The organism is Dyella sp. NPDC103356 (genome assembly GCF_055584465.1).
The window spans coordinates 1-20,889 of the sequence record NZ_JBVJLZ010000010.1 but is presented as its reverse complement, the minus strand read 5'-3'; the positions used below and the strand labels follow the sequence as shown (position 1 = coordinate 20,889).

General features: G+C 59.0%; 23 protein-coding genes. 11 read left to right on the top strand and 12 right to left on the bottom strand.

Translation table 11 applies throughout. The annotated features are described in order from the left end of the window. Positions 1–34: 34 nt before the first annotated feature. Complete coding sequence (locus ACZ6WW_RS19580; RefSeq protein WP_465275694.1) at positions 35–925, bottom strand: LysR substrate-binding domain-containing protein; 891 nt, start codon at positions 923–925, stop codon at positions 35–37. 104 nt (positions 926–1,029) lie between these two features. Between ACZ6WW_RS19580 and ACZ6WW_RS19575 the strand changes: the two genes are divergently transcribed. Next, on the top strand, positions 1,030–1,629 hold the full coding sequence (locus ACZ6WW_RS19575) for a short chain dehydrogenase (protein ID WP_465275693.1): 600 nt from the start codon (positions 1,030–1,032) through the stop codon (positions 1,627–1,629). Positions 1,630–1,674: 45 nt separating this feature from the next. On the opposite strand, the gene ACZ6WW_RS19570 is transcribed toward ACZ6WW_RS19575, so the two are convergent. After that, positions 1,675–2,451, bottom strand: a complete 777-nt coding sequence (locus ACZ6WW_RS19570; RefSeq protein WP_281851955.1) for a ferredoxin--NADP reductase — start codon at positions 2,449–2,451, stop codon at positions 1,675–1,677. Between the two features lie 345 nt (positions 2,452–2,796). On the opposite strand from ACZ6WW_RS19570, the gene ACZ6WW_RS19565 reads away from it, so the two are divergent. From ACZ6WW_RS19565 to ACZ6WW_RS19555, 3 genes are all read left to right on the top strand, one after another. Then, the gene (locus ACZ6WW_RS19565) at positions 2,797–4,002 is read left to right on the top strand and encodes an MFS transporter (RefSeq protein WP_465275692.1); all 1,206 of its coding nucleotides are present in this window, start codon (positions 2,797–2,799) and stop codon (positions 4,000–4,002) included. A gap of 357 nt (positions 4,003–4,359) precedes the next feature. After that, entirely contained in the window at positions 4,360–5,688 is a 1,329-nt protein-coding gene (locus tag ACZ6WW_RS19560) for a hypothetical protein (RefSeq protein WP_465275691.1), read from the top strand. Positions 5,689–5,840: 152 nt separating this feature from the next. Further along, positions 5,841–6,473, top strand: a complete 633-nt coding sequence (locus ACZ6WW_RS19555) for a TMEM175 family protein (RefSeq protein WP_465275690.1) — start codon at positions 5,841–5,843, stop codon at positions 6,471–6,473. Between the two features lie 18 nt (positions 6,474–6,491). On the opposite strand, the gene ACZ6WW_RS19550 is transcribed toward ACZ6WW_RS19555, so the two are convergent. From ACZ6WW_RS19550 to ACZ6WW_RS19535, 4 genes are all read right to left on the bottom strand, one after another. Beyond that, positions 6,492–7,070, bottom strand: coding sequence for a hypothetical protein (locus ACZ6WW_RS19550; protein WP_465275689.1), 579 nt, complete (start codon positions 7,068–7,070; stop codon positions 6,492–6,494). 15 nt (positions 7,071–7,085) lie between these two features. Next, the gene (locus ACZ6WW_RS19545; protein ID WP_465275688.1) at positions 7,086–7,457 is read right to left on the bottom strand and encodes a hypothetical protein; all 372 of its coding nucleotides are present in this window, start codon (positions 7,455–7,457) and stop codon (positions 7,086–7,088) included. Further along, positions 7,448–8,077 (bottom strand): sigma-70 family RNA polymerase sigma factor, encoded by a 630-nt coding sequence (locus ACZ6WW_RS19540; protein WP_465275687.1) that lies wholly within the window; start codon positions 8,075–8,077, stop codon positions 7,448–7,450. The genes ACZ6WW_RS19545 and ACZ6WW_RS19540 overlap by 10 nt, the downstream gene beginning before the upstream one ends. A gap of 300 nt (positions 8,078–8,377) precedes the next feature. Continuing rightward, positions 8,378–8,605 carry a DUF2188 domain-containing protein gene (locus ACZ6WW_RS19535; RefSeq protein ID WP_281851962.1) on the bottom strand — a complete coding sequence of 76 codons (228 nt, stop codon included), beginning with the start codon at positions 8,603–8,605 and terminating at the stop codon, positions 8,378–8,380. Between the two features lie 261 nt (positions 8,606–8,866). Here ACZ6WW_RS19535 and motA point away from each other — a divergent pair, with 261 nt between their 5' ends. From motA to ACZ6WW_RS19520, 3 genes are all read left to right on the top strand, one after another. Continuing rightward, the gene (gene motA, locus ACZ6WW_RS19530) at positions 8,867–9,721 is read left to right on the top strand and encodes a flagellar motor stator protein MotA (RefSeq protein ID WP_281851963.1); all 855 of its coding nucleotides are present in this window, start codon (positions 8,867–8,869) and stop codon (positions 9,719–9,721) included. Next, a complete protein-coding gene (gene motB, locus ACZ6WW_RS19525; protein ID WP_465275686.1) occupies positions 9,721–10,659 on the top strand; it encodes a flagellar motor protein MotB in 939 nt (312 codons plus the stop codon). Before motA ends, motB begins: the two co-directional genes overlap by 1 nt. Before the next feature lie 81 nt (positions 10,660–10,740). Beyond that, a complete protein-coding gene (locus ACZ6WW_RS19520; RefSeq protein WP_465275685.1) occupies positions 10,741–11,418 on the top strand; it encodes an HAD-IA family hydrolase in 678 nt (225 codons plus the stop codon). Here ACZ6WW_RS19520 and bla read toward each other — a convergent pair. Together bla and ACZ6WW_RS19510 are read right to left on the bottom strand one after the other, a co-directional pair. Continuing rightward, the gene (bla, locus tag ACZ6WW_RS19515; protein WP_465275684.1) at positions 11,399–12,286 is read right to left on the bottom strand and encodes a class A beta-lactamase; all 888 of its coding nucleotides are present in this window, start codon (positions 12,284–12,286) and stop codon (positions 11,399–11,401) included. The genes ACZ6WW_RS19520 and bla overlap by 20 nt on opposite strands. A 502-nt stretch (positions 12,287–12,788) precedes the next feature. Next, on the bottom strand, positions 12,789–13,328 hold the full coding sequence (locus ACZ6WW_RS19510; protein ID WP_465275683.1) for a carboxymuconolactone decarboxylase family protein: 540 nt from the start codon (positions 13,326–13,328) through the stop codon (positions 12,789–12,791). Between the two features lie 184 nt (positions 13,329–13,512). Here ACZ6WW_RS19510 and ACZ6WW_RS19505 point away from each other — a divergent pair, with 184 nt between their 5' ends. From ACZ6WW_RS19505 to ACZ6WW_RS19495, 3 genes are all read left to right on the top strand, one after another. Then, on the top strand, positions 13,513–14,430 hold the full coding sequence (locus ACZ6WW_RS19505) for a LysR family transcriptional regulator (protein WP_281851968.1): 918 nt from the start codon (positions 13,513–13,515) through the stop codon (positions 14,428–14,430). A 395-nt stretch (positions 14,431–14,825) separates the two neighbouring features. Continuing rightward, a complete protein-coding gene (locus ACZ6WW_RS19500; RefSeq protein WP_465275682.1) occupies positions 14,826–15,158 on the top strand; it encodes a hypothetical protein in 333 nt (110 codons plus the stop codon). A gap of 89 nt (positions 15,159–15,247) precedes the next feature. Continuing rightward, the gene (locus ACZ6WW_RS19495; protein WP_465275681.1) at positions 15,248–15,889 is read left to right on the top strand and encodes a DUF6348 family protein; all 642 of its coding nucleotides are present in this window, start codon (positions 15,248–15,250) and stop codon (positions 15,887–15,889) included. 80 nt (positions 15,890–15,969) lie between these two features. Here ACZ6WW_RS19495 and ACZ6WW_RS19490 read toward each other — a convergent pair whose 3' ends face one another. From ACZ6WW_RS19490 to ACZ6WW_RS19480, 3 genes are all read right to left on the bottom strand, one after another. Next, a complete protein-coding gene (locus ACZ6WW_RS19490; RefSeq protein WP_465275680.1) occupies positions 15,970–16,500 on the bottom strand; it encodes a dihydrofolate reductase family protein in 531 nt (176 codons plus the stop codon). Between the two features lie 160 nt (positions 16,501–16,660). Continuing rightward, positions 16,661–17,677, bottom strand: a complete 1,017-nt coding sequence (locus tag ACZ6WW_RS19485) for a DUF4062 domain-containing protein (protein ID WP_465275679.1) — start codon at positions 17,675–17,677, stop codon at positions 16,661–16,663. Between the two features lie 728 nt (positions 17,678–18,405). After that, positions 18,406–18,927, bottom strand: coding sequence for a Pycsar system effector family protein (locus tag ACZ6WW_RS19480; RefSeq protein ID WP_465275678.1), 522 nt, complete (start codon positions 18,925–18,927; stop codon positions 18,406–18,408). Positions 18,928–18,988: 61 nt separating this feature from the next. Here ACZ6WW_RS19480 and ACZ6WW_RS19475 point away from each other — a divergent pair, with 61 nt between their 5' ends. Then, entirely contained in the window at positions 18,989–19,711 is a 723-nt protein-coding gene (locus tag ACZ6WW_RS19475) for an adenylate/guanylate cyclase domain-containing protein (protein ID WP_465275677.1), read from the top strand. A 50-nt stretch (positions 19,712–19,761) separates the two neighbouring features. On the opposite strand, the gene ACZ6WW_RS19470 is transcribed toward ACZ6WW_RS19475, so the two are convergent. Further along, entirely contained in the window at positions 19,762–20,652 is an 891-nt protein-coding gene (locus ACZ6WW_RS19470; protein WP_465275676.1) for a DUF2971 domain-containing protein, read from the bottom strand. Between the last annotated feature and the right edge of the window lie 237 nt (positions 20,653–20,889).

The following is a 20,889-nucleotide window of genomic DNA, read 5'->3' as shown; positions in this document are numbered from 1 at the left end:
CTCTCACTCGTTGCTTATTGCACTCCACTCGTTCCTATTCTTCAGGCGGAAACTGCGCCACTAAAAACTCAATCACGCTGCGCAGCTTTGCCGTCGGCCGTCGATCCGGCGGATACAACAGATTCATCGGCATCGGGCGCGAACCCCAGTCGGGCAGCACGTTAATCAGACGGCCCGCTTCAAGATCTTCGCCGAGCAGCACTTCCGGTTGCAGGATGATGCCTGCGTGCGCCAGCGCGGCAACGCGCAAGGCTTCGCCATTGTTTGCGGCGAAACGGCCTTTGACAGGGACTTCGATCTCGCCTTTGGGTCCGATCAGTCGCCAGCGATCGCGCGGAGACCAACTGCTCAGACTGATGCAGTTGTGCGCGCTCAAATCAGCAGGCGTTTTCGGTGTGCCGTATCGTGCGAGATACGTCGGCGTTGCAGCAAGCAACATGCGAAAGGGCTGCATCGGCCGCGCTACCAGCGTGTCGTCGGTGACATCGCCAATACGCAGCGCCAATTCGAAGCCCTCGCTGACCATGTCGTAGACGCGGTTATCCAGCGATAGCTCGATGCTCACTTCAGGATGCTGTTCCAGGTACTCGGTCAGCGCCGGCACCAGACGGCGGCTGCCGAAGGTGAGCGGAGCGGTCATGCGCAGTACGCCGCGTGGCGTTGCCTGGAGTTCCGATGCGCTGGCTTCGGCCAGCTCGATATCCGCCAGTACCTGCTTGCAACGCTCGTAGTAGAGCCTGCCGACCTCGGTCAGTTGCTGGCGTCGTGTCGTTCGATGCAGAAGCCGCGCGCCCAGGCGTTGTTCGATGCTGCGGATGTGTTTGCCTGCCATGGTTGCCGAGACCCCCGCCTCGCTAGCCGCCGCCGCGAAGCTCCCGGTGTCGACTACGCGCACGAACATGGCCATGTTGGCGAGTTTGTCCATGATTCGAAACCTGATGGTTCGTAATGTTGTAATCCTAGCGCTGTTTATCAACTGGCGAAATGGCGGGACACTGGGCTATTCCCAGACACTCAAAGGAACCCACCATGCGTATTCTGATCATCGGCGCAACTGGCACGATCGGCCGTGCCGTTACTGCCCTTTTCGCCGACCATCATGAAGTGCTGCGCGCCGGGCGCAATTCCGGCGAGTTGAAGGTGGATGCGAAAGATCCGTCCAGCGTCCAGGCTATGTTCGAGCAAGCCGGCCCGCTGGATGCGGTGGTGATGACCGCCGGTGGCGTGCATGTCGGGCCGTTGGGCGAGATGACGCCGGCGCAGGTCCAGCTTGGCCTTGGCGACAAGCTGATGGGACAGGTCAACGTGGTGCTGGCCGGCCAGCGTTATTTGCGCGATGGCGGTTCGTTCACGCTGACCAGCGGCATCGTCGCGCAGCAGCCGATCCGGCAGGGCGTGGCAATGATGACCACCAATCGCGCGATCGAGGGGTTTGTGCAATCGGCTGCCTGCGAGCTGCCGCGCGGCCAGCGCATCAACGTGGTCAGCCCAAGCGTCTTGACCGAGTCATGGGAAGGTTATGGTCCGTATTTCGCCGGCTTCGAACCGGTGCCGGCCGCGCGTGCGGCGTTGGCTTATCAGCGTAGTGTCGAAGGCGTGGAGAACGGCCAGATCTATCGTGTGTGGTAGCAGGCGATAGCAAAAGGCCCGCCGGGAGTGGCGGGCCTTGTTGCATTACTTCTCGACGAAAGCGCGTTCGATCACGTAGTCGCCCGGTTCGCGCGTGCGCGGCGAGGCTTGAAAACCACGGCCATCGAGCAGGGCGCAGATGTCGTCCAGCATGGCGGGGCTGCCGCACAGCATGACGCGGTCGGTTTCGGGATTGAGCGACGGCAGACCGGTGACGGTGCTCATGACGCCATCGGCGATCGCATCGGTAATGCGCCCGCGGTTGCGAAACGCTTCGCGCGTGACCGTGGGGTAATAGATCAGCTTTTCGCGGACCAGCTCACCCAGGTAATCGTGCTGCGGCAGTTCGCGCTCGAGATAATCGGCATAGGCGAGGTCGTCGATATGGCGCACGCCGTGCGCCAGCACGATCTTGTCGAAACGCTCGTAGGTTTCCGGGTCGCGGATGATGCTCAGGAATGGCGCCAGCCCGGTACCCGTGCCAAGCAGATACAGATGCTTGCCGGGCTTGAGATCGTTGAGCACCAGGGTGCCGGTCGGCTTGCGACTGACAATGACCGGGTCGCCCGGTTTCAGATGTTGCAGGCGCGAGGTCAGCGGGCCGTTGGGCACCTTGATGCTGAAGAACTCCAGATGCTCTTCGTAATGTGCGCTCGCGATCGAATATGCGCGCATCAGCGGGCGCCCTTCGACCTCCAGGCCGATCATCACGAAATGACCGCTGTCGAAGCGAAAACCCGGGTCACGCGTCGTGCGGAAGCTGAAAAGACTGTCGTTCCAGTGGTGCACGTCGATTACGTGCTCCGTCGCCAATGCCACCATGCCGGTTACCGTTACCAAAGACTGTGAGAGGGAGAGTGCTGCACGACGGCGCTACCGGAAAATCCGGTGTCTGGGCTCGTGTGGGGTTGCAGCAGGACGCCGCGGCCTGACGAGCGCTGCCAGGAGTGCAGCGACAAGTGCACATTATGCCATCAAAGGCGGGGCGGTGACCTTGGGGCATCTCTCGGTTTGTAACCAGGGCAAAACAACCGGCCAGTTCTCATATTGCACTGCACAAAATATCGGCCAAATGCGCTAAAATAGCCACACTGCCCGACAGGATGCCGGGCCGATCTTCCCCTTATGTTCCATCCGGCCCACCGCGCCGGTTTTCGGCGATCCCGCATGTCCAAATCAACGATGTATCTACCGCTTCTGGCGCTGGCGATTGCCGCCTTCGGCATTGGCACGACCGAGTTCGTGATCATGGGGCTGCTGCCCGAGGTGGCGAAGGATCTGGGCGTGACTGCGCCGGCCGCCGGCATGCTGGTGTCGGGTTATGCGCTGGGCGTGGCCGGCGGCGCGCCGATCCTGGCGATGGTGACCTCGCGCTGGCCGCGTCGCCGCGCGCTGCTCAGCCTGATTGGCCTGTTTATTCTCGGCAACGCGTTGTGCGCCATGGCACCGGGCTACTGGTCGCTGATGGGCGCGCGCGTCGTGACCGCGTTCTGCCATGCCGCGTTCTTTGGCATCGGCGCCGTGGTTGCGGCCGATCTGGTGCCGCGCGACAAGCGCGCGCAGGCTGTTGCGCTGATGTTTACCGGCCTGACACTGGCCAATGTGCTAGGTGTGCCGTTCGGTACCGCGCTGGGCCAATGGGCCGGCTGGCGTGCGACGTTCTGGGCGGTGACGGTGATCGGCATGGCTGCGCTGGTTGCCTTGCAGGTCTGGTTGCCGCGGCATCTGCCGCGTCCGGCGCCGGGCAACCTTCTGCGAGAATTCCGCTCCTTGCTCGGCCCGCAGGTGCAATTGGCGCTGTTGATCAGCACCTTGGCATCGGTCGGGATGTTCAGCGTGTTTACCTACATTGCTTATATCTTGCGCGACGTCAGCGGTTTCTCCGCATCGGCCGAGAGCTGGGTGTTATTGCTGTTCGGTGCCGGCATCACTGTCGGCGGCCTGGTCGGCGGCAAGCTTGCCGACTGGCGCCTGATGCCGGTGCTGGCGGGTTTGTTCGTTGCCATTGCGCTGGTGCTGGTCACGTTCGCCTATACCAGCCACTACCAGATTCCCACGCTGATCACCTTGTTCGTATGGGGCGTGGTGTCGTTCGCGGTCGTGCCGGCTTCGCAGGTGCGCGTGCTCGACCAGGCGCGCGAGGCGAGCAATATCGCCTCGACCTTGAACCAGGGGGCATTCAATCTGGGCAATGCCACCGGAGCGTGGCTGGGTGCCTTGGTGATCGGAGCGGGCTTGCCGCTGACTTACCTGCCCTGGGTGGGCGCGTCGGTAGCCGTGCTTGGCCTCGGCGTGGTGCTGCTGTCGGCATCGCTCGACCGTCGCGACAGCGCTGCCGTCGTGCCGTGCGATGCCAATGGCCCGGCGGCTTGAAGCCGCCGGAACTCAAGCCGACGCGACGATCTGAAATAATAACAAACGGTGGTTTTCGGCATCCGCGAGGTAGAAATCCCTAAGGGTTTCTATCGCCGATATGCGACATAAGTTTATGTCGCATCTTCATATTTCAGCGCGCGGGGCACCCGCTAACCTGGGGTCGGATGGGGGTCGGGAACCGGTACGTCATCACAAATCCAGGCGAAACATGGCGGGTTTTGTGGAACGTTGTCACGTAACTGTCATTATCCGCCACCAGTATTTGGGAAGGGCTCGTTAATCCCGGGGAATACAAGGGGTTGAGCGTAATTTCTTGCGCCTTTCAGGCTTTTTTTAATTTAAGGGAAAACAATCATGCGTAAGTCGGCGATCACGGCGGCATTGCTGCTGGCATTTGGTGCGATGGGTGCGGCCCACGCCACCGATGACGGCGGTGTCGACGATATCTTTGTGCGCGGCCATATCGATGGCGAACTGCGTGCGTACAATTTTGACCGTCTGTACGACAGCAAGACCACGCCCGATGCACATGCGTTCTCGGGTGCCGCGCTGGTCAACGCACAGACCGGTTCGTTCTGGGGCGGCTTCGGTTTCGGCACGTCGTTCGTGATGGCCAACTCGTTCGGCACGCATTCGGACGCGGTGTCGCGCATCGACACCACGCTGGCCGGCCCGAACAATTCGATCGGCGCGTTCAGCCAGCTGTATGCGCAGTTCAAGAACCAGTACATCGGCGTGCGCGGCGGCTACCAGTACCTGGATAACCCGTGGATGGGCAAGAACGACTCGCGCGTGATTCCTTCGTCGTACAACGCACTGTCGTTCGACGTCACGCCGATCAAGGGCTGGGACATCTACGCTATCCGCGCTTTCACCTGGAAGAGCCGCACGTCGACGGACATGTTCCACGACAACCTGTACTACCCGTCGACCTATGACGGCGACTCGAGCTTCGGCAACAACGGCTCGCTGCCGGCGAATGCTCGCCGCTCGAACGGTACGTCTGCCTTCGGCACCACCTATGTCAACGGCGGCATCAAGGCCCAGGCGTGGTACTACAACTTCCTCGGCTTCGCGAAGATGACCTACCTCGATGGTGGTTACACGTTGAAGACCGATTCGCCGTTCAACCCCTTCCTGCAGGTGCAGTACCTGCACGAGACCAGCGGCAGCGACAACATCCTGGTCGAGACGCAGACCAAGCTGTTCGGTTTGACCGGTAATCGTGTGGACGCGCAGCTGTGGGGCGCGGACATCGGTACTAGCATCTACGACGGCAAGATCGATTTCTCGTACAACAAGCTCGACAACGAGAAGGGTGCCGTCGGCGGCGGCGCGTTGATCTCGCCCTACACCACCAACTACGCGACCGACCCGCTTTACACCACCTCGATGATCCGCGGTCTGGTCGAAGAAGGCCCGGGCCATGCCTGGAAGGCGCGCGCGCAGTACAACTTCTTCGACAAGAAGCTGCAGCTTGTCGCGGCCTATGCCAAGTACGTCACCGACCTGCGCGGCGACAGCCACGACGTCTACTTCGACATCATCTACAACCTCGACCAGTGGGTGAAGGGCCTGACGGTTCGTGACCGCTGGGAGCGCTCGACGGGCGGTACCAACAACTTGAACCCGAGCAACGAGCCGTTCGTGTACAACCGCGTGATGATTACCTACAAGTTCTGATCGATCCGTTCCGATCGGCAGCAGCTTGTACCAAAACGCCCCGGGTCATCCGGGGCGTTTTTTTTCACCCGTCGGATGCGGCATGATGGATGGCAGGGCAGCCTGGGGGTAGGTTGTCTTCAGCGCGGTGTGCATGGGGAGTGCAAAAACGCATGAGTGTTCGCACGGATCAGCCGGTCGAGGACCGGCACGTAGCGCAGCGGCACCTGGACCGCATGGTGATGTTGTCCGATGGCATTTTCGCCATCGCCATTACCTTGTCCGCGATCGAACTGAAGCCGGAGGCAGTGCCGGGCAAGACGCTTTGGCAGATCTGGTCCACGCCGCTGTTCGTCTATTTCATCAGCTTCTTCATCATCGGCCAGCTTTGGCTGATGCATCGCCGGATCGTGGCGCACCTGCGCGATGTCGACGGCATCGGTGCAGCGATCAATCTGCTGTTGCTCAGCCTGGTGGCGTTGATGCCGGTGATCATCCGCTTTGCGTTGAGTGCGGAAGGCTCCAACCAGGCGACCCAGGTTTATGGCGCCGGCATCGCGGTGACGTATGCCTGCATGGCGGTGCTATGGGGCTACCTCGCTTTTGTCGCCAAACTGGCGCCGGATATACGTAAGGGCCTGGCGCTGTCGTGGCTCTGCGAATCGCTGTTTGTCGTGTTCGCCTTTATCGCGATCGTGTTCTATACCAGCCATCAGATGATTGGCCTGGCGGTCGCCAGCGTGATTGCGCTGGCCTGCCGCTGGTACGGCGCGCGCGCGGCTCGCGAGAAAACGCCGTCCGCATGATGCGGACGGCGTGGTGACTCAGTTCGAGAAATCGAGGTTGACCGGCGCCTCCGGCAAATGGGTCGGCAGGGCGCCTCCGGTCACGGCGACATCCTTGCCGACCGGCTCCAGCTTGAAGTCGTCGGCCAGAGCCTCGCCCTTGCCATTGAGCAAAAAGCCGAAGGCGATATCGACGGCATCACCGGGAACATCCAGCACGATGTCGTAGCGCTTCCAGTCGTTGTCGCCATGCAGCGAGCGGTCGTCCATATTGTCGAAGCCGACGACTTTCTTGTCCGTGCCGTCGATGCGCATCCACATGCCGGCCTTGTTTGCACCGCTGGTTTTCAACCAGCCGGAAAGGCGCAACCGTTGGCCGTGATAAGCGTGCGCATCGATCGTTTGCATCATGGTGCCGAAACCACTGGAGTCGCGTTTTGCGCGGATAAAGCCATTGTTGTCGCCAGCATGACGGCTACCCGTCTCGCTACCCATGTCGTAATCTGCGGGCGCCGAGCCGGTCTTGAACCATCCCTGCGGCATGGCGGCGTAGGCGCTCGTGGCCATCGAACCGAGCAGCAGGGCGATAGCGACGATTTTTCCGATGTGGCGTTTCATGATGACTCCGTAGCTTCAGGGCGATGTGTATGGAGGGTGGCGAAGATAGGCAGCGACATCCGATGTCGGCGGGCTAACGTCCATGCCAAGGAGGTAGGCGCGTGAGCTTCCTTCCAGATAACCGGGTGGATGGGTTTCGACATGGCGGGACGATGTGGCGTTGTGCGCTGCGAACGGTTGCGTGATACCCAACCAGATCATCACGCTGGCCGCAGCCGCGATGAGCCAGGGCAGTTGTCGCATCGCGCGCTGCTGGCGGTTGCTGTTCAGGGCGATGCGCAAGATGCGCGCGTCGACCACGACTTCGGGCGCCTCTCTGGCGTGGCGCCGATAATGCGCAATGGCCTCCTCCAGCGACGTGTCGTCGGTGTCCTCGTTCATCGCCATGGCAGCATGACCTCGCGCAAACGCTTCTGCGCATAGCGCAGCCGGCTTTTCACCGTTTCGCGATGGGTACCGGTAGCAAGCGCGATCTCGTCCAGGCTCAGCTCGCCCTCGGCCTTCATCAAAAAAGCCTCGCGTTGCGGCAACGGAAGTTTGCCGATGGCATCGAGCAGTGCCTCACCCAGTGACTGGCTTTGCCATTCGCGCTCCGGTGTGGCTATGGCGTCGTTAGCTGACAGTGGGAGTGCCGTATCGAGATCGTCCGTGGCATTCAAGCCATCAGGCGCATGCCGGGTCAACGCACGCCAGCGATCGGCGGCGCGGCGGTGCGCAATCGAAAAAAGCCAGGTCGCAAACGATGCGGAACTGTCGTAGCTGTCGCGGCTGCGAATGACCGCGATCCAGACTTCCTGAAACACTTCTTCGGCTTCGCTTTCGCGTGTGGACAGGCGCAAGACATAGCGATGCAGCTTTTCCCGATAGCGCTGATAAAGCAGGCGAAACGCCTGGTCATCGCCTTGCCGGTAGCGTTGCATGCAGGCCTCGTCACTCAACGCAACGGCGGCGGCTAGCTCTTTGTCGCCCAAGGCCTCGTTCAACCATCGCCACGGAAGGCCTTCCATGGTGCCCCCCTGGGGCGGTATCCATAAATAGGTGGCTGTCCCCGACATGCTTCCCTTTCCTGAAATCCGATCCTCCATATTCGCTGGAAATCGGGAAAAGGGGTTATTTGCTAAAACTGGAGAGGTAGTGGGCTAGCGTGGGCACGCCAACACTGGAAAACCCCACCTAGTCGTCATCCCGGCGCAGGCCGGGATCCAGTGGCTTCGGTTTTCGGCTTTCGCGATAACCGATCACAAAGTCACTGGATCCCGGCCTGCGCCGGGATGACGATAGGGGAGGTCGAGGCTGCTCAATGCTTTCTAAGTAATCGACTCCAGCGACGTCCGAAACGGCCGCCATAACCCATCGGCCCCTTCGATATTGATAACGACAGACCGATTCTCGATCCGCTGGATGCGCTCGGCCTCATCAGCGGCGAACTGGATCGCATCCTGTCGGCTCGCAAAGGATCGTCGGCGCTCTCGTCCAATCGCTATGGTCCAGTGGGCGCCACGGTCGGGCGCGAAGGGGATATCGATAATCAGCATGGCGGTGTCCTTTCGCGCAAGAGATTGCGGCTGCGACTGCGTACAAAGCGTCGCGGTCGTATAACCATGCTGTTCACATCGATATCAAAACGGATTCGGGGCAGTCCGATTTTGAGCGTAGGCCTGCATCTCGGTGCCCGCGCCAAAAAAGCGTCGCGAGCAAGTTTGCCGTCATATCCCAATGCGCCCTCCGCCGCGATATTTCTCCTCAATTTCACGCCTGCCGGGCCGATACATCCCATAACGGAACGGGGCGGACCCATGTTTGTCATTATTGGATCGATCGTTGTGCTGGTCAGCGTGATTGGCGGCTTTGTGCTGTCCCATGGCAGCCTGCTCGCGCTGTGGCAACCCTATGAGGTGCTCATCATCATCGGTGGTGCGCTGGGGGCCTTTGTGGTCGCCAATCCGCCATCGGTGCTGAAAGCGAGCTTTGCCGGTGTGCTTGGCCTGTTCAAGGGGCCCACCTATGGCAAGCAGGATTATGTCGACCTGCTTTCGCTGCTCTACGATCTGTTCAGCGTCATGCGCAAGGAAGGGCTGCTGGCGTTGGAGGAACATATCGAAGACCCAGCCTCCAGTCCGGTCTTTTCGGCCTATCCGCGGCTGATTCGTGAGCATCATCTGATCGACTTTCTCACCGACTGCCTGCGTTTGATCGTCGGCGGCAATATGAACGCGCACGAGCTCGAAGCGCTGCTCGACGTCGAAATCGAAACGCACCATGCCGAGGCCGAAGCGCCGAGTCTTGCTGTAGCCAAGGTCGCCGATGCCATGCCCGGCTTCGGCATCGTGGCGGCCGTGCTCGGTATCGTCACGACCATGTCGCAGCTCGGTGGGGATACTTCACGCATCGGCGAACACATTGCCGGCGCCCTGGTCGGTACCTTCCTGGGCATCTTGCTCAGCTACGGCTTCATCGGTCCGCTCGCTGCCGCCATGGAGGCGCGCGTGCAGGAAGACGGCCGTGCGTTCGAATGCGTCAAGGTGGCGCTGATGGCCAGCTTGCGCGGTTACAACCCGATGATCGCGGTGGAGTTCGGCCGCAAGTCGCTTTCGTCCAGGACGCGGCCCACATTCCAGAGCCTGGAAGGTCATCTGAAGGCTGCGCGCTGATGAGCGACGATCAGCCGATCATTATCGTCAAGCGACGAAAAAAACCAAAACACGGCCATCATGGCGGTGCATGGAAAGTCGCCTATGCCGACTTCGTCACCGCCATGATGGCGTTCTTCCTCGTCATGTGGATTCTCGGCGTGGGTTCGCGCGAACAAAAAGCCGCGATTGCCGATTACTTCAAGAACCCCTCGATGACGGCGGGCTCCTCCATGCGTGCCGTTCCCGGTGTGATGGGGCCGGGCGGTCCCAGCTCCAGCATGATCAAGCTCGGTGGCTCGATGGATCTGCCCAAGGGGGAGGGCAAGGACGTACGTCAGGCCACCCCCGGCAAGTCGCCCACGGTCGATGACGTCAAGCTCGCGCAAGAGCGCGACAAGGCGCGTCTGGACGAGTTGCGCAAGGACCTCAACGCAGCGCTCGATCGCAGCCAGGCATTGGCGCCGTTCAAGGATCAGCTGCTGCTCGATATCACGGCCGAAGGCCTGCGCATCCAGATTGTCGACAAGCAGAACCGCCCCATGTTCGACACCGGCAGCGCGACACTCAAGCCCTATACGGTGGAAATCCTCAACGAACTGGCCAGCTTTATCGACCAGGTGCCCAACCGCATCAGCATCTCCGGCCATACCGACTCCACGCCATACAGCATGACCGGCGGGCCCGCGCATTACGGCAACTGGGAGCTATCGGCCGACCGCGCCAATGCGGCGCGTCGTGCCTTGCTCGATGGTGGCATGCCCTCGGAAAAGGTCACCCGCGTGGTGGGCCTGGCCGAAGCCGTGCCGTTCGATCGCGCCCACCCGGACGATCCTTCCAATCGCCGCATCAGTATCGTCGTGATGACCGACGAGGCCGCCAAGGCGGCGTTGCAGCAGGAGATGCAGCCGCGCACGGTGGCGCCGGGTGTCTCGCTGGTGGCTTCGGTCGGGCATTGAGGCTCAGTCCATTGGCTTGAAGATTCACATGATGGGACCAACTCTTTGAGTTCTGTGTCCCAACGATGCGAGAAACCATTCATGTCGATCGACCAAGGCGCAGCAACGCGTCGTCGCTATCGTGCTTTCCTGTTCGACATGGATGGCACGGTCCTCAACTCGATCGCAGCGGCTGAGCGTATCTGGGCAGCATGGGCTGTGCGTCACGGCCTTGATGTCGCCGCCTTTCTGCCGACCATCCACGGTGCACGTTCCGTCGATACGGTAGCGAAACTGGATTTACCCGGTGTCGATGCCGTGGCCGAAGCCTCCGCTATAACGCAGGCGGAAATTGACGATGTCGAAGGTGTGGTCGAAATCGACGGTGCCGCGGCGTTCCTGCGCGCGTTGCCTGGCGATCGCTGGGCCATCGTCACATCGGCGCCACTGGCTTTGGCGAAGCGCCGCCTTGAGGCCGCGGGGATTCCCATGCCCGCGATCCTGGTGACCGCCGAGGATGTCGTCAACGGCAAGCCTAGCCCGGATGGCTATTTACTGGCCGCCCGGAAACTGGGAGTCGATGCGGCCGAGTGCTTGATCTTCGAGGATGCGACGGTCGGCATTCGCGCCGCCGAGTCGGCTGGTGCGACGGTGATGGTGGTGACGTCCACGCATACCCATCCCATGGATACGCTTCATGCAACGATCGAGGGATATCGCGCGTTGCATGTGAGCACTGATGAAGAAGGACGGCTGGGGCTCACGTCACGCCAGTCATAGGCATCGAAGCAATGCGCCCCACCTCGGCAAGCACACGGTTGCGGCCGGCGTCGTCGGTATTCGGATTGACGTAATACGCAGCGATCAACAGGGCCTTGCGATTCGGCGGCCAGACAATCGCGACGTCATTACGCTCGCCATGGGCGCCGCTTCCGGTTTTATCGCCGGCGGTCCACCCAGCAGGCAAGCCGGCGCGTAATGCATCTTTCCCGGTGGATGTCGCGCGCAGCCACGTAGTCAGTTGTTCGCGAGACGCCTTGGAAAGCACATCCCCCAGCGATAACTTCTGCAAGTCGGCAAGCATGGCGTTGGGCGTCGTCGTATCGCGTATATCGCCCGGGCTCGACACATTGAGCTCAGGCTCCGTGCGATCCAGCCGCGTTATGTTGTCACCTATGCGGCGCGCGAACGCGGTGATCGCCGGCGGTCCATTAAGGCTGGTCAGCAGCAGATTGGCCGCGGTGTTGTCGCTGACGGTAATCGCGGCCTCGCACAGCTCGCCGACCGTCATGCCCTGGCCGCCAACGTGCTGCGAGGTAATGGGGGCATAGGACAGCACCACATCCTTGCCGAACACCACGCGTCGATCGAGCTTCTCCATGCCCTGGTCCACTCGCGCCAATACCGCGCTCGCTGCCAGCAACTTGAACGTGCTGCACATCAGGAAACGTTCGTCGGCACGATACGCGATGCGTTGGCCGTTGCCGGTATCGAGCACTGCAACGCCCAGCCGTCCGCCGTGCTGGCGTTCCAATGCCGCCAGCCTGCTGTCCGTGCCATGCGCGCTGTTGGCAAGTGAGAACTGAGGGCGCAGCGCAAGCGCGGCTGCGCCAAGCAAGGTGCCTTTCAGCAAGCTTCGACGATCCATGTAGTGATCTCTCTTTTGGGTATGGCGTGCGTAATGACGGCATCCTAATACGGTAGAGAGACCGTGTTTACCTTTGGCCTGGAAATGTGTCGTAGCCGTTCCAGAGTGGATTCATGCCTCAGGAAAGATCGCGGCATGCCAGAACCGAGCCAGATTTATGGGTAATGCTCAATGCGAGAGATCACCTCCGTACCAAACTCCTCCACGAGATATGTCGTCGTTGTAGGAGCGACTTCAGAGAATCTCGAATAACCCTTCCTACTCGTCATTCCGGCGCAGGCCGGAACCCAGTGGCTTTGCGATCGGTTGTCGCGAGAGCCTGCAAGAATCAGCTCTATCGCGAAAACTGAAAACCGATCCCACTGGGTTACTCGCTTCGCTCGCCCCTTCGGGGCCACCCTCTGGGCGTTCTACGCGCAACCGCTTGTCTGGCCTGCGCCGGAATGACGATAGGAAAAACTGAGGTTAACTGAACCCGCTCCCGCGAGACCGACATTTCCGATCAAGCAGCAAGCTTGTCCGCAGCCGGAAAATCCACAGCCACACCGGTAACGCCGTGCAGATAATTGGTCACCGTCTTGTCGCCGATGATGACGATGACATCGACAAGATTTTCCTTGGTCCAACCAGCAGCGAGAAAAGCATCGACCAGCGCCGGATCGGCATGACCGCGCTCGGTCGCGATGTTCTTCACCAGGCGAGCCAACGCGTCGAGCTTGCTGTCAAAACTTGCTGTGCCGCCACGGATTTCCAACACCTGCGCATCCGTGAACCCATTCATCTTGCCGATGACCGTATGTGCGGCAAGGCAGTACTCGCAGCGATTGACTTCGCTGACTACCAGGTTGACGACTTCACGGGCCTTGCCGGTCACGCTGCTCTTGGCATTCTGCAACGCGAGGTAGCTGCCGAGTGCGTGCTCGGAATAGGCCAGGGCGGCATAGAGATTGGGCACTTTACCCAAGCCCTTCGTGAGGTTGTCGAACAACACCTGATTGGCCGGAGAGACTTCATCGCGAGTGGGGACGTTGAACTTGGACATGATGGCTTTCCTTGGGGCATGACGCCCATGGGTTGCTGAAGATGGGTGGATGGAAAGGGACGTAGCCGCCATCGACAGCGATGGACTGGCTGGCCTGAAGAGACTTTGATTGATTCCGCGTCCGACTTCTACTGCTCGACTTGTCATATCATTCAGTCCGAATGGGAATAAAAAGGGTGTTCCGATGGACAAGCTGCAAGCCATGAGGACCTTTGTCCGTGTCGTCGAAGCGGGGAGCTTTTCCGCCGTGGCCAAGGAGTCCAACACCACGCAAAGTGCGGTGAGCAAGCAGGTGGCCGCACTTGAAAATGTTCTCGGCGCGAAGCTGCTGATTCGCACGACGCGTTCGCTTGCGCTGACCGAAGAGGGCGAGCGCTACTTTGAGCAAGTCAGGCGCGTGGTTGCGGAAATCGCCGAAGCGGAAACGTCGCTGAAGCATGGCGAGCAGCAATTGAAGGGCTGGCTGCGCGTCGCCGCATCGGTCGGCTTTGGCCGGTTGAAACTGATGCCCCTGGTTCAGACCTTTCTGGCTGCGCATCCGGCGGTAAAGATCGACGTGCGGCTCAATGATGGTTTTATCGATCTGGTGGAACGCGGCATCGACGTGGCGGTGCGCATTGGCGAGCTGCCGGACAGCAGTCTGATCGCGCGGCCCATCGGAGTATCGCGGCGTGAATTGGTGGCGCATCGCAACTATCTGCGCAACCTGCCCAAGGGGATCAAGCCACCCAAGTCGCCGGACGACCTGGGGCAGCACAACTGCATCGTCTATACCGAAGCGACCATGCGCAATGCCTGGCGCCTTAGCGCTGGACCGGGTGCGGCCGATCCCGAGGGTACCGTGCGCATCATCAAGGTTGAGGGCAATTTGCAGACTGACAGTAGCGAAGTCATCCGCACGTCGGTGCTCGCAGGCATGGGCATCGGCTATGCGCCTTCGTGGCTATTCGGGGATGAAATCGCTCGCGGCGAGGTGGTCCGTGTGTTGCCCGATTGGTCGGTACGCTCGCCTATCCATGTCGTCATGCCGCAAGAGCGACGCCACTCGGCCAAGGTCAGAGCCTTTTCCGATCATCTCGCTCAGGGGTGGGCCGAGGCATGAAATTGCGTACAGGTGTCCCTTGCGTTTCGAGTTGATAGAACGCCGCTGCGGATAAGCGTAGTCTTGAACGGGAAACTCCCGGACGGTGCACTTCAACGTGCAGGGCAGGGGGCGTGACCATAATGGAGAAAGCGACATGAGCAAGAGTCTGGATTCGAAGAAAAGCGACAAGAAAAAGCCTGCCAAAACCATGAAGGAAAAAAAGGCGGCCAAGCAGGAAAAGAAGAAAAACGCCAAGTAAGCGTTTTGTTCCAGGGCGACATATCAGCGATGGATACATCCCGCTTCGATATCTGCTTCGAGCGTCGGCATCTGAACCATGCCGACGCCCATTCTCCAACCAGTAACCGGCTGTCGTAAGCGTGACGAGTCCGGCTCGGTTCTGGGTGCGCCCCGTGTATCACGGCAGCGAGCTACTGGTGGAAGTGTTGGGTGATCATCGTGCCGACGGTTTTCCCGATGTCGCCGCGATTCTGCAAGGCGCGCTGCGCTCGACCAGAGAGTCACATCCCGAAAATCTGGATGATCCAAACGTTGCGATGCTTCAGGATCGCTACTTCAGCTATTGGAAATACGCTGACGGCTACTACGAGATCGACGATGACATCTGGTCGCTCTTCGTGACCGCGAAAGTCGACAACACCGCGATAATTGCCGATATCGAGCAGGCTCTGCTTGCATCGGGCAAGTTTGTCAAAGAAACGGTGGATTTTGGGCGATTCAAGTAGGTAGGACCACGCCGATGCATGCAGGCTGGCTGGGAACAGCCAGTCATTTATGAGAGCCTATTGCAGCTTATCGCTCAGGAATTCCCCCGATGAACGGCAACACCTTGCAAGCAGACCTGGTTCGTTTGTTCGAGCGCCATGACGTGGAGCTGGAGCCCGACGAAGACTGGCTCGTCACCGACGGCGATTTTCCCGCTGTGCGCGCCAGCTGGCATGAGGGTACGGAAGGTGCGCCGGGCCGGCTGGACGTGGATGTGGTGCTCAGCGAAGAGCGGCACATCGAGGAGAGCTTTGCCGGCCAGGGAGGCGGTGACGCCGGTGCCCGCGATGCACTGAAAGCATTCGAGCGCAATGCCTTGTATGTGCTCTTGGCTGCTTGCTGGTACGTCACCGACGATCGGCGTATTCAACTGCAAAGCTGGGACCTGGGGCTGCGGAGCTGGGATGTGTTTGTCGGCCCGCTGACCTTCAGCCGTGACGATGTGGCCGCACCCGAAGGCCTGTTGTCGGGCCTGCAGGATGCGCTGCGCAACGAATCATTGAGCGGCGAGTTGCACTGGATCCGCCTGTTCCACCGCCGTGCCGATGACGGCTCGGTGGTTACCGAGGCGTTGCTGGATAACCAGCCATGGCCGGGCGGTGATCGCCTGCTGAGTCAGCTGGCTTGGCCGTCGACGGAGCAGGGGTACAGCGCGCGTTGCTTTGTTGCGCTGGATATTCGCGATTACTGAGTGCGTGCATCGCCCTTGTGGCAGGCCATTAATTTGCTACCAATTGCACCTGACGCGGCGGGGTCGTCGGCATCGCGCCATTAAGCGGGAACGTACGTCAATTTAATTACGCTCTCGACAAGCAAATCGGTCGCCACGAGGCGAAGCGGTGGCCGAGGGCCTGCGAAGAATGGTTTGCCTTGACCAAGCACGACGGGGTGGAGATAGATTTGATACTCATCGATGAGACCAAGCTCGGTCAGACTTTGCGCGAGATTTGGCCCGGCAACGTAGATCTCTCCGGCGAGCTCGGACTTTAGCCCCCTTATCGCCGCCTCGACATCATCTGCGATAAGCGTTGCGTTCGGACCGACTGACTTCAGCGAGCGCGACACAACCCACTTCGGTTTGCTTCGCCACACCGCGGCGTACTCGCGATCCCCTTCGTCCCAATCCGGAAGGTCATCGTCCCAATAACGCATGACCTCGTACATGCCACGACCGTACAGCATGCCGGTCAGACCGCGGACTTGCTCTATGAAGTGCTGGAAAAGCGCCGCGGGAGGCGCAAATTTCTGATGGTCGATGTAGCCATCCAGCGACTGGTTTAATGCGAAGACAAGCTTAGCCATGGGAAGTCTCCACTTCGGGGGAGCTTCAGGATAACTGGACATGAGTCGAGAAGACGTGGGGCCTTACGGGCGTAACCGTTTCATTTAACTGCCCCCGTCCCCTTATGGGGTTCCCCGTTAAATGATGGATGTCCCGTTCCACCGAGCGAGGCGCGCGGCGTCAATCGGCGTAGCCGAGGAATTTGAGGTGCAGCTTCTTTGAATCGTCCGTTTCAAGCTCAAATTTAGCGGAGCGTTGGCATTCTGTTGCTACGACCCTCACTGAAAAGGTGCGTTTGCCAATGTCTTTCATATCGAAGGGATTGGCGAATCCTCCGCCTGGGAACGGAGTATTGAATCTGAACATATCGTGGTGATCCCAGTGTGCGGCGATATCAACGAGTTGCTCTGAGTCATCGTGCCGTAGACGAAATCCTGGTCCATCAAGCAGCTTAGAATCGCTCCCTCCTGGTGAATCGGACGGTGGGCTTATATGTTCGACGTACACTCTGCAGTTTGAGAGCGTATTGCCACCAATGTTCTTGATGCCAATCCGCACGGTACTTAGCATATGGCCGGAACGAAGCTCCTCAACATTGTATGGAGCCTCCGGTCCAGTGATGATTTCGATTTTGGGTTCTCGCGTGATCTGACTATTCATCGCCGGGGTGGTGTTAGAAGCACTCCGCGCTCTAATCCAGCCCTCTAAGTTATTTGTTGCGGAAAGCTCTCGAATGGACTTTTGAACCTGAATATAGATGTCTTTAAGGTCATTTATTTCGCTGCAAAGCTTGCTTTTTACCAAGTTTCGGAACTCACCGAGCGCCCTAGAATCACCTTGCTCAATCGCAGACATGCCTAAGTCGCCTTTGACCTTGCGCTCGATCGCCTCACCAGTTAGGTATAACGCGAACAACGGCTTTCCGGTTTGCATCGCGTATTCGTATTCGAGGTGTATGTAGCTTTTCTTCGAATCGGGATCGATGCTGCCGTACCTCCCGCCAAGAATGAGCATGAAGATGTCGCTTCGGTCTATCCATTTTTGGATGACTTCGATTTGCTTCTTATCGGAGGCCGCAAATAACTCCATGCCGGCTGGAATGTGGCCGGCATCAAGAACTGCCATAACAGCTGCTTGCCGTTCCGCTTTCATGTCCTTGTAGGTGGAAGAAATGAAGACTTGGAATTTCTTGTCCACTCGGTGCTCCGTGATCGAATTGGTTCAATGCCCATGCCATTTCTTTGGATCGCAGACATTCCAGTTGCCGTTTCATTATGCCTTAAGCGTCGACTGGCGCGTCGTCGAACATTTAGGGCAGATCAGCCCAGCGAACGCGCTCGCCAAGCCTTGCGTAAATCCTCTATGTCGTTGTCTTCACGCGGTGTGGCTACCCAGCCTTCGCCACTGCACATTATGCATGCGGCAAAGCGCTCGCCTTGGCGCGACGGGCATAGCTAAAGGTTCCACCAGTCGGGCTCCATGAACACTCCAACGTGGCAATGAAAACAGGTGATGCCTGCATGCATCGCCATGTAGGCGAGTCGGCCGCAGTTGTCGCAGATGCCGGAGGGTTATCTTGGTTGATGGATGTATCGGCCCATGGTCGGCAGGGTGCGACCCGGAAGTCTCAGTCCTGGCGATTCGGTGCTGTGCGGGGGCGAGCGACGTTCCGAGTCTCATTGCCAAGCGGTCGCCATGCTGGCAAGGCGACGGGCGCTGGGCTGCGCAAGCGCGGTCCAGTGGCCTGGTCAAAAAATGTACAGATTGGTGCTGTCCTGCGACGGCGCGCGGTCGTCCCTTTTCCTCGCCTGCGCGCTTATTCCCCCACTTTTGATGCAGGTGATGCAGTCAGCCGAACGGCGTCACTGTGGGCACCGCTCGGCCATTCGAAAACGTATCGAGTGATGCGGATTGATGCACCTTAGCTAGGCTGTAGATGCGGCGAAGCGGGCCAGCGCGAACGCCCAAGGAACTACCGCCACGGCCATAAAGATATAGGCCCATTTCAGCGCAGCAATTTTTTGGTCAAGGATTTGTGCATTTCGCCAGGCCTGTCCGAGCAGTTCGTCGCCCAGCTGGTCAGTCGTCATTGCTTTAAACGACTCTATGAACTTGTGTTCGGTTTGCTTTGCAATGTAACGGAAGAAGATCACTGAGTCCTCGCCGCCTTTGACGTTTGGATAGGAGCCGCGGTAAAGCTGCAGAAGACTGAACACCAGTGCGACTACAAAACCGGCGATGACATACCAAGTCATCGTAGGCACAGCGGAAACAGGGTTCGGAACATTTGCTGCCAGTACCCCGAGCATGCCGATGTCGAGGCTGAGAACGACGGAAAATTTGGCGTCGATGCGTGGAAAGAAGCTTAGCACTAGGTCGAGCTGGTTCTTTGCCGCCGCGGCATCCACCTTGCTTGCAGTACCCTTTGTCGACATGTCGGTTGTCATAGGCCCCTTCCCCTCCGGATTGGGCAATGATAAGGCACGGCGAATAGCGTGGGAGACTGCCATGGTGAATGAGGACGAGCTGAAGGCAACGGTGTCCGGAATCTTTAGGGAGCGTTGGGACAGCGACCGGTGGGGGAGAGTCGTTCCAGGACTTGATGATCTACGCCTCAACGCAAATCACGGTATTCGTCTTGACGCATGCGTCCTTTACGCCGATATGTCGGACTCGACAGGGCTGGTCGACAACTATAAGGACGAGTTCGCTGCTGAAATTTATAAGGCTTATATGCAATGCGCCGGTAGGCTGATCACGGATGCCGGTGGAGTAATAACTGCGTATGACGGCGACCGCGTGATGGCTATTTTCCTTGGCGAGGAGAAGGAGAGTTCAGCGACCCTTGCTGCGCTGCGCATAAGCTATGCCCTTGATTACATCATTTCTCCGGCCCTCGCCGAATGTTATCCAGAGGATTATAAATCCGGGAGTCCTTACCTGCCTGGCCACACTGTCGGCATAGACTCAAGTGCGATTCTAGCCGCACGTATCGGTGTTCGTGGCGGCAATGACATCGTGTGGGTGGGGTCGGCTGCCAACCATGCCGCCAAGCTTTGCTCGGACAGTGTCAGTGGGAGAATTAGGATCACGGACAGAGTTTGGAGCAAACTGAGCGACTCAATGCGAGTGCAGAATGGGAGTAATGTTTGGACGGCCGAAGGCAGAGTGAGGTCGGGCGCACTCGCTTGGTCATCAAGCTGGTGGTTCGCTCCATGGTACAACCCGTAGTGAGTTGCATGCTGGTGCAGCCAGTCTATAAGACTGGGGCTGTCTGCAAGCTATCGATAAGTTGCCACTGATTGCTTCACGGTGACCTCTTCGAGGCCGAACTGATTCAACAACATGCGCACTATGTAAGGGGGCGTGCGGTTCTTTGGGCCGAGGTACACGTGGGAAATAGCTGGTTGCGGCAGTGCGCGGTCTGGCAGGACATATTCGATATAGGGCACGACCATGCCGCGACTACTACGATATTTGAACGGTACCTGGCCGAAGTGGAAGGCAGTCATTACCAGTCGCCACTCAGCCTCCTCCGCGAAAGCTGAACTCTTGACCGTGTAAAGACGGTCCCAAGTATCGGTCAGAGTGTCGTGTAACTTCCATTTTGCCAACAGGTAATCTGGCGGTGAAATGTTCCCGGCCAGATGGCGCATTCGCTCCGCATATGGAATGTGGCCTAGCTTTATGTGTTGTTCCATGGACTGGAACCAAGGAGCCAGTTCGCGAAGTTGGTCTTCTTCGTGGTACATCACCTCGTGCAACACGGGGCCTCGTACGGAGTCCCGCTTCATGGTGAACGAGTTATGTGTATGCAAAGATTGGAGTTCAGATTGCTTAAAGCCAATAGAGAAACCAGCTCCGTCTGCTGCATATCCCCGCCACTGGCTAAGTAGATCTCCATGCTTTGACAGACATAGGCCATAACAATCGTAAAATTTCGACATCACGTCCAGTTCGTCGCGGAAGCTTTCCAGAGTGTCGCTTTTGAGCCCCCGCTTCGAGGTAAGCTCAATCAACATTTTTTGCGCTCTTATCCCTTCGTCGGAGTCGTTCGAATGACGAAATGGGGACATCCACAGCGTATTTGTTCGAATCATTGATTCGAAAGCGGTGGCATCGCAGTAATGATAAAGGAGGCCCTCCTCGGGCTCCTGCGGTTCAAAATCCATGCTTTTCCCAAGGGTATTTGAGCTAAATCTGCGAGCGATGGCCCGTGCTTAAGAGTTGGAGTCGTTGCCTGTATGGCTACGCCGCTGTTGAACCGCCTCAAACCTTAACGGATAAGTGGATAAGGTGGATAAGGGGACGGAGTGGACTACCCCCGATTTCTCGGACGGTTTAAATCGTCACCGTGAGCATACGCTCAAAACTGTCCGGCGATTGATAGTCAAGACTGCTGTGCAAGC

Coding starts and splice junctions, on each gene's coding strand:
- ACZ6WW_RS19580 (WP_465275694.1), bottom strand. CDS start 925: ATGGACAAACTCGCCAACATGGCCATGTTCGTGCGCGTAGTCGACACC.
- ACZ6WW_RS19575 (WP_465275693.1), top strand. CDS start 1,030: ATGCGTATTCTGATCATCGGCGCAACTGGCACGATCGGCCGTGCCGTT.
- ACZ6WW_RS19570 (WP_281851955.1), bottom strand. CDS start 2,451: ATGGTGGCATTGGCGACGGAGCACGTAATCGACGTGCACCACTGGAAC.
- ACZ6WW_RS19565 (WP_465275692.1), top strand. CDS start 2,797: ATGTCCAAATCAACGATGTATCTACCGCTTCTGGCGCTGGCGATTGCC.
- ACZ6WW_RS19560 (WP_465275691.1), top strand. CDS start 4,360: ATGCGTAAGTCGGCGATCACGGCGGCATTGCTGCTGGCATTTGGTGCG.
- ACZ6WW_RS19555 (WP_465275690.1), top strand. CDS start 5,841: ATGAGTGTTCGCACGGATCAGCCGGTCGAGGACCGGCACGTAGCGCAG.
- ACZ6WW_RS19550 (WP_465275689.1), bottom strand. CDS start 7,070: ATGAAACGCCACATCGGAAAAATCGTCGCTATCGCCCTGCTGCTCGGT.
- ACZ6WW_RS19545 (WP_465275688.1), bottom strand. CDS start 7,457: ATGGCGATGAACGAGGACACCGACGACACGTCGCTGGAGGAGGCCATT.
- ACZ6WW_RS19540 (WP_465275687.1), bottom strand. CDS start 8,077: ATGGAAGGCCTTCCGTGGCGATGGTTGAACGAGGCCTTGGGCGACAAA.
- ACZ6WW_RS19535 (WP_281851962.1), bottom strand. CDS start 8,605: ATGCTGATTATCGATATCCCCTTCGCGCCCGACCGTGGCGCCCACTGG.
- motA (WP_281851963.1), top strand. CDS start 8,867: ATGTTTGTCATTATTGGATCGATCGTTGTGCTGGTCAGCGTGATTGGC.
- motB (WP_465275686.1), top strand. CDS start 9,721: ATGAGCGACGATCAGCCGATCATTATCGTCAAGCGACGAAAAAAACCA.
- ACZ6WW_RS19520 (WP_465275685.1), top strand. CDS start 10,741: ATGTCGATCGACCAAGGCGCAGCAACGCGTCGTCGCTATCGTGCTTTC.
- bla (WP_465275684.1), bottom strand. CDS start 12,286: ATGGATCGTCGAAGCTTGCTGAAAGGCACCTTGCTTGGCGCAGCCGCG.
- ACZ6WW_RS19510 (WP_465275683.1), bottom strand. CDS start 13,328: ATGTCCAAGTTCAACGTCCCCACTCGCGATGAAGTCTCTCCGGCCAAT.
- ACZ6WW_RS19505 (WP_281851968.1), top strand. CDS start 13,513: ATGGACAAGCTGCAAGCCATGAGGACCTTTGTCCGTGTCGTCGAAGCG.
- ACZ6WW_RS19495 (WP_465275681.1), top strand. CDS start 15,248: ATGAACGGCAACACCTTGCAAGCAGACCTGGTTCGTTTGTTCGAGCGC.
- ACZ6WW_RS19490 (WP_465275680.1), bottom strand. CDS start 16,500: ATGGCTAAGCTTGTCTTCGCATTAAACCAGTCGCTGGATGGCTACATC.
- ACZ6WW_RS19480 (WP_465275678.1), bottom strand. CDS start 18,927: ATGACAACCGACATGTCGACAAAGGGTACTGCAAGCAAGGTGGATGCC.
- ACZ6WW_RS19475 (WP_465275677.1), top strand. CDS start 18,989: ATGGTGAATGAGGACGAGCTGAAGGCAACGGTGTCCGGAATCTTTAGG.
- ACZ6WW_RS19470 (WP_465275676.1), bottom strand. CDS start 20,652: ATGGATTTTGAACCGCAGGAGCCCGAGGAGGGCCTCCTTTATCATTAC.